Here is a 6,000-nt window from a genome sequence, read left to right as displayed (position 1 = left end):
CCCAACGGGGCGCGGGCCTCACTCGTGTCCGAGGCCATCCGCGCGGGCCGTTACGGCGTGACGTCAACTCGGCGCCCACATCGAGGTATTCACCGACATGAAGGTCAACGCCCGTACCGACAACGGTCCGTACCGACAACGTCTCTACCGACAACGGTCCGTACCGACAGCGGTCCGTAGGTGGTGACGGCACTGCACATCCGCGTTCTCGCACAGGTTCTGGCATGAACCGCCGGGTGAAGGGGCATGGTCCGGGAATGCTCGTGCCCCGCCGGACGTTCTTCTCAGGGAAACGAGGAGGAGCGGTAACCGTGCTTGATCCGCAGAGTTTGTACGAATGGGAGCCGAAGGGACTGGCCGTCGTCGACATGGCGCTCGCCCAGGAGTCGGCCGGCCTGGTCATGCTCTACCACTTCGACGGATACATCGACGCGGGCGAGACCGGTGAGCAGATCGTCGACGGCCTGCTCGAAACGCTCCCGCACCAGGTTGTCGCCCGCTTCGACCACGACCGGCTCGTCGACTACCGCGCGCGGCGCCCGCTGCTGACCTTCCGGCGCGACCGCTGGGCGGCCTATGAGACGCCGACCCTGGACGTCCGGGTCGTCCAGGACGCGACCGGGGCGCCCTTCCTGCTGCTTTCCGGGCCCGAGCCCGATGTGGAGTGGGAGCGCTTCGCCGCCGCCGTCGAGCAGATCGTCGAACGCCTCGGCGTCCGCCTCGCGGTGAACTTCCATGGCATCCCGATGGGCGTCCCGCACACCCGCCCCGTCGGCATCACCCCGCACGGCAACCGCACGGACCTCATGCCCGGCCACCGCAGCCCGTTCGACGAGGCGCAGGTCCCCGGCTCCGCCGAGGCCCTGGTGGAGTACCGGCTGATGGAGGCCGGACACGACGTCCTCGGCGTCGCCGCCCACGTGCCGCACTACGTCGCCCGTTCCGCCTACCCGGACGCGGCGCTCACCGCCCTGGAGGCGATCACGGCCGCGACGGGTCTGGTCCTGCCGACCGTCGCCCATGCGCTGCGTACGGAGGCCCACCGCACCCAGACCGAGATCGACCGGCAGATCGACCAGGGCGACGAGGAGCTCGTCTCGCTCGTCGAGGGCCTTGAGCACCAGTACGACGCGGTCGCGGGCTCCGAGACCCGGGGCAATCTCGTGGCCGAGCCGGTCGACCTGCCGTCGGCCGACGAGATCGGTCTCGAATTCGAGCGGTTCCTCGCGGAGCGCGAGGGAGACATCTGACCGGCCCCACCGGCCTGCTGGGAGGGGCACTAGGCTGCCCGGCATGCTGAAAGTGGGCCTGACCGGTGGGATCGGCGCCGGCAAGAGTGAAGTGTCACGGCTGCTCGTGGGATACGGAGCGGTGCTGATCGACGCGGACCGGATCGCCCGGGAGGTCGTCGAGCCGGGGACACCTGGGCTCGCAGCCGTCGTCGAGGCGTTCGGCGCGGACATCCTCGCCGCCGACGGCACCCTGGATCGGCCCGGGCTCGGCTCGATCGTGTTCTCCGACGCCGACCGGCTCGCCACCCTCAACGCGATCGTCCACCCGCTGGTCGGCGCACGCTCCGCCGAGCTGGAACGGGCCGCGGGCCCCGACTCGGTCGTCGTCCATGACGTCCCCCTCCTCACCGAGAACGGCCTTGCCCCGCTCTACGACCTGGTCGTCGTCGTGGACGCCAGTCCGCAGACCCAACTCGACCGGCTCGTACGGCTGCGCGGAATGACCGAGTCCGAGGCCCGTGCCCGGATGGCCGCGCAGGCCACCCGGGAGCAGCGGCGTGCCGTGGCCGATCTGATCATCGACAACGACGGACCGCTGGAGGAGCTGGAGCCGCAGGTCCGCAAGGTCTGGTCGGAGCTGACGAAGCGGGCCGCGGCCGGGTGATGTGCGTACCGGAATACCGGGCCGCGGCCGGGTGGTGTCCGTACCGGAATACCGGGCCCCGTCCGGGTGTTGAGAGCCGCGTAGTGAAGGGAAGGATGCAATCGTGCCCGAGAGGACCCCGGAAACCGACGTCATCGACTTCCGCGCGGCCGAACACCTGCTGGCGGCGCGCGACCCCCGGGGTGCGGTGAAGCTCCTGGACTCGGTGATCGCGGCCCATCCGGAGAACACGGCCGCCCGGCTGCTGCGGGCCCGTGCCTTCTTCGCCGCCGCCCAACTGCGTCCCGCCGAGCTCGAATTCGAACTCGTCCTGGAGCGCGAGCCCGACAACGCCTTCGCACATTTCGCGCTCGCCCGCACCTTCGAACGCTCCGGCCGCTCCGACCGGGCCGCCCGCCACTTCCGGCTGGCCGCGGCCCTCGACCCGAACCCGGAGTACCTGAAGGCGGCCCGTTTCCGTACGGAGGGCTGACACTGCCCCGCCGGGCGGCAATGCCGCCCGGCGGACGTCGTGCCCCGGTCAGTGCCCGTATCTGTCAGTGCCCGTACCTGCCGCGCCCGCCGTGGTCGGGTTCGTACGGCGGAATATTGCGTCCCGGCTGGTAGTGCGGGCCCTGGTGGATGTGGTGGACGATCACCGCCATGTCCACGAGGACCAGCAGAAGCAGCGCACCGCAGGCGGCGGCCCACCCCGGGCGGTCGGTCAGCGTGAAGGCCGTCAGGCCGAAGACGGCCCAGGCCAGCCCCCATAGACTCAGGCAGAGCCGCAGCCGCAGAGGACTGCGGGCAGTCGTCGGTTCATTACCGGTACGCATGGCGATCGCCCTCTCTTACCAGCATGGACCCGCGGCGCCGTTTTGGGGACATGTCGACATGGGATCGAGGGGATCGTGCGTGAACGGCACATCATGGGGGGACCGCGTCGGCCGCAGGGCGAGGGTCCGGGGCTGTCTGCTGGGCGGAGCGATCGGGGACGCCCTGGGAAACCCCGTGGAATTCCTCTCGCTCGCCGATATCCGCCGCGCGCACGGTGACCACGGTGTACAGGGACTTCTCGCGGACGAAGAGGGGGTCGTCGGACGTGTCACGGACGATACGCAGATGACCCTGTTCACCGCCGAGGGGCTGATCAGGGCCCATTCCCGGGCGATGTCCAAGGGGATCGGCGGCGCCGAGATCGGGATCGTGCGGAACGCATACCTGCGCTGGCTGGACACCCAGAACCACCCCGCTCCGCCGGCCCGCGGAGCCGACAATCCGGTGCGGACCGGCTGGCTCAGGCAGCAGCCCTGGCTGTACGCGCGCCGGGCTCCCGGCAACGCCTGCCTGACGGGCCTCGCGACCGGCCATGTACCCGAACCGTCGAGGCTGCTCGGCGAGCCCGGTCCCGTCAACACCGGGTCCAAGGGGTGCGGCACGGTGATGCGGTCCGCCCCCTTCGGACTGGTGGGGAAGGACGCCGAGGCGGGCTTCCGGCTCGCCCACTGGTGCGCGCAGATCACCCACGGCCATCCGACCGGTGCGTACGCCGCCGGCGTGTTCGCCGCGATCGTCGCGCATCTCCTGGAGGGCGACTCGATGGCGGGCGCGGTACTGCGGGCCATGGAGCTGCTGCGTCGCCACCCGGGGCACGAGGAGACGACGACGGCCCTGCGCGCGGCCGTCGACCTGGCCGCCGAGGGCGAGCCGACCGCCGAGAAGGTGGAGACGCTGGGCGCGGGCTGGGTGGCCGAGGAGGCCCTCGCCATCGCCGTGTACTGCGCCCTGGTGCTGCCGGGCGCCGACCAGGTGGCCCGGTCGCTGCTGCTCTCCGTCAACCACTCGGGCGACAGCGACTCCACCGGTGCGGTCTGCGGCAATCTGCTCGGCGCCCGCCACGGGGACGTACACCTTCCGCCGTCCTGGTTGGTCGCGACCGAAGGGCGAGCGGTGATCACGGAGGTGGCCGATGACCTGTGCGTGGAGTTCGAGCACGCGGTCGCGTGGCCGGCCGAGCGGTACCCGGTGTACTGACGGGCCGGCCGTACGGCTTCGACGTCGACGGTCCGTCGGTGCACCGTGCGGTGACGGCTGATCAGCCACTCCGTACACCGGCGCGAACCAGGCCGCGATGTACATCATCGGAGGGCTGGAGATGGCGGGAGCCATTGCGCCGCTGATCCCGGTCCTGGCCGGAGTGGTGGCCATCGCCTTCTGCGGACCGATGACTGGTGCCTCCATCGTCCAACTGACGCTGCTCGACCGGGTGAACGCGATTATCCCGGCGTTGCTCATCGGGCTGTTCGTCCTGACAGCCCGCGAGCGGCGGGGGCGTACGGCGGAGCTGCTCGCGTACGTCCGTGGTCGCGTGTAGCGGCTCTGCGCTCCGGGACCGGCCGGTCGATGGTTGGTCGTCGTCGGGTCAGTGGACTGTGGTGAAGCTGCGCCACGGGAGGTTACGGACGCCGGTGACGTCGCTGACCGTGGTCGCGACGTATGTCGTACCCGGCCCGGTGCAGTCGGGTGTGCGGTACAGAATGATGTCGATCAGGGTGCCGTTGGTCACTGCCTTGGCACCCGCGGGAGCGAGCCGGTGGCAGCCTTTCACCGAGGGGCTGTTCACCATGATCACGGCGTTCCGCTCGGTCGTGTAGGTGACCGGCCCGACCGCGGTCCGGCCGAGGCCGGAACAGCCTGCGACGGTGAGGGTCAGGAGCACGGTTCCGGCCGCTGTGCCGAGACGGCGGCGTCGGTGATCGATCACGGGCATGGGCGGGTCCTCGTCTGTCTCGTCCGGCTCAGCCGTCAGCACCGCTTACGGCACGGCACTGCGTACGCCACGGAGAGCGTGCTGACGCTGGTCACCCTGCCCGCTCCCCGGCGACCCGGCATTCGGGGCGGGGCCGGGCGGGGGACAGTCGCAAGCGGAGAGCCATAGTCCATGTTCATATCGGTTGATAGTGGGCATACCGTGGTAATAGCGATTGATTGTCGTGTTTCAGTTTTTCCGGCACTCAGGGGGCCGTGATGGTCCAGGAGCTCGTGATCGCGGTAGTGGCTGCGGCCTCGGCGGGTGCGCTGTACCTGTCGGCGGCGGCCAAGGTGGTCAAGCAGTACGAGCGAGGTGTCGTGCTGCGGCTCGGCAGGCTTCGTAACGATGTGCGAGGGCCCGGATTCACCATGGTGATCCCCGGCATCGACCGGTTGCACAAGGTCAATATGCAGATCGTGACGATGCCGGTGCCCGCGCAGGACGGGATCACCCGGGACAACGTGACGGTGCGGGTCGACGCTGTCATCTACTTCAAGGTGGTCGACGCGGCGAATGCGGTGATCCAGGTGGAGGACTACCGGTTCGCGGTCTCACAGATGGCACAGACCTCACTGCGGTCGATCATCGGCAAGAGCGACCTCGACGATCTGCTTTCCAACCGCGAGAAGCTGAATCAGGGCCTTGAGCTGATGATCGACAGCCCGGCGGTCGGGTGGGGCGTGCAGATCGACCGGGTGGAGATCAAGGACGTCTCGCTGCCCGAGACGATGAAGCGCTCCATGGCCCGGCAGGCCGAGGCCGACCGTGAGCGGCGGGCCCGCGTCATCAACGCGGACGCCGAGCTCCAGGCGTCGAAGAAACTCGCCGAGGCGGCGGCGCAGATGTCCGCCCAGCCGGCCGCGCTCCAGCTGCGTCTGCTGCAGACGGTTGTCGCGGTCGCGGCCGAGAAGAACTCCACGCTGGTGCTTCCGTTCCCGGTGGAGCTGCTCCGCTTCCTGGAGAGGGCCCAGCAGCCCGGCCAGCAGACGGAGTCGCAGCCGCAGCAGGCCGTGCGGCCGCCACAGCGCCCCACGCAGGAGCAGCCCGAGCGTCCGGCCCAGGCGCATCCCGAGCGCACCGGGCAGCCGCAGCCGCAGCCGCAGCCACGGACGCGGGCGCAGAAGTCGCAGTCCGGGGCGCCTGTGCCCACTCCCGCTGTTCTCGCAGGTACCGCACACGCGCGGTCGTCTCGTTCGAAGCCGTTCGCCAGGCACTGAGGCATGCGTGGATCCCGGCGTCGGACCGGCCGCTGGGCCCTGTACTGAACCTGGTGCTGTGCCAGGAACCGAGCGATGCGCTGAACCCGGTGCTGT

Annotated in this window: 8 protein-coding genes; 6 read left to right on the top strand and 2 right to left on the bottom strand. The window is 70.0% G+C overall.

Features of this window, described 5'->3' with window-relative positions; genetic code table 11:
* Window positions 1-329 precede the first annotated feature (329 nt).
* The 3 genes from ACFU8Q_RS14990 (at window position 330) to ACFU8Q_RS14980 (ending at window position 2,368) form a co-directional block, all read left to right on the top strand.
* The gene (locus ACFU8Q_RS14990) at window positions 330-1,250 is read left to right on the top strand and encodes a PAC2 family protein (RefSeq protein WP_384452950.1); all 921 of its coding nucleotides are present in this window, start codon (window positions 330-332) and stop codon (window positions 1,248-1,250) included.
* A gap of 43 nt (window positions 1,251-1,293) precedes the next feature.
* Window positions 1,294-1,896, top strand: coding sequence for a dephospho-CoA kinase (gene coaE, locus ACFU8Q_RS14985; protein WP_384452944.1), 603 nt, complete (start codon window positions 1,294-1,296; stop codon window positions 1,894-1,896).
* Window positions 1,897-1,999: 103 nt separating this feature from the next.
* A complete protein-coding gene (locus ACFU8Q_RS14980; RefSeq protein WP_384452941.1) occupies window positions 2,000-2,368 on the top strand; it encodes a tetratricopeptide repeat protein in 369 nt (122 codons plus the stop codon).
* A 64-nt stretch (window positions 2,369-2,432) separates the two neighbouring features.
* Here the strand turns inward: ACFU8Q_RS14980 and ACFU8Q_RS14975 are convergent, their stop codons facing one another.
* Window positions 2,433-2,711, bottom strand: a complete 279-nt coding sequence (locus tag ACFU8Q_RS14975; RefSeq protein WP_384452938.1) for a DUF6343 family protein — start codon at window positions 2,709-2,711, stop codon at window positions 2,433-2,435.
* Between the two features lie 58 nt (window positions 2,712-2,769).
* On the opposite strand from ACFU8Q_RS14975, the gene ACFU8Q_RS14970 reads away from it, so the two are divergent.
* A complete protein-coding gene (locus tag ACFU8Q_RS14970; RefSeq protein ID WP_384452936.1) occupies window positions 2,770-3,909 on the top strand; it encodes an ADP-ribosylglycohydrolase family protein in 1,140 nt (379 codons plus the stop codon).
* A 97-nt stretch (window positions 3,910-4,006) separates the two neighbouring features.
* The gene (locus ACFU8Q_RS14965; RefSeq protein WP_384452933.1) at window positions 4,007-4,249 is read left to right on the top strand and encodes a hypothetical protein; all 243 of its coding nucleotides are present in this window, start codon (window positions 4,007-4,009) and stop codon (window positions 4,247-4,249) included.
* A 48-nt stretch (window positions 4,250-4,297) separates the two neighbouring features.
* Here the strand turns inward: ACFU8Q_RS14965 and ACFU8Q_RS14960 are convergent, their stop codons facing one another.
* Window positions 4,298-4,645: a hypothetical protein gene (locus tag ACFU8Q_RS14960; RefSeq protein WP_384452930.1), complete on the bottom strand. Its 348-nt coding sequence runs from the start codon at window positions 4,643-4,645 to the stop codon at window positions 4,298-4,300.
* Between the two features lie 257 nt (window positions 4,646-4,902).
* On the opposite strand from ACFU8Q_RS14960, the gene ACFU8Q_RS14955 reads away from it, so the two are divergent.
* Window positions 4,903-5,904, top strand: a complete 1,002-nt coding sequence (locus tag ACFU8Q_RS14955) for an SPFH domain-containing protein (protein WP_384452928.1) — start codon at window positions 4,903-4,905, stop codon at window positions 5,902-5,904.
* Window positions 5,905-6,000 lie beyond the last annotated feature (96 nt).

Source organism: Streptomyces sp. NPDC057543, from assembly GCF_042801895.1.
Taxonomy (GTDB): domain Bacteria; phylum Actinomycetota; class Actinomycetes; order Streptomycetales; family Streptomycetaceae; genus Streptomyces.
The sequence above is the reverse complement of the archived record's forward strand: the minus strand, read 5'-3'. Positions and strand labels throughout refer to the sequence as shown.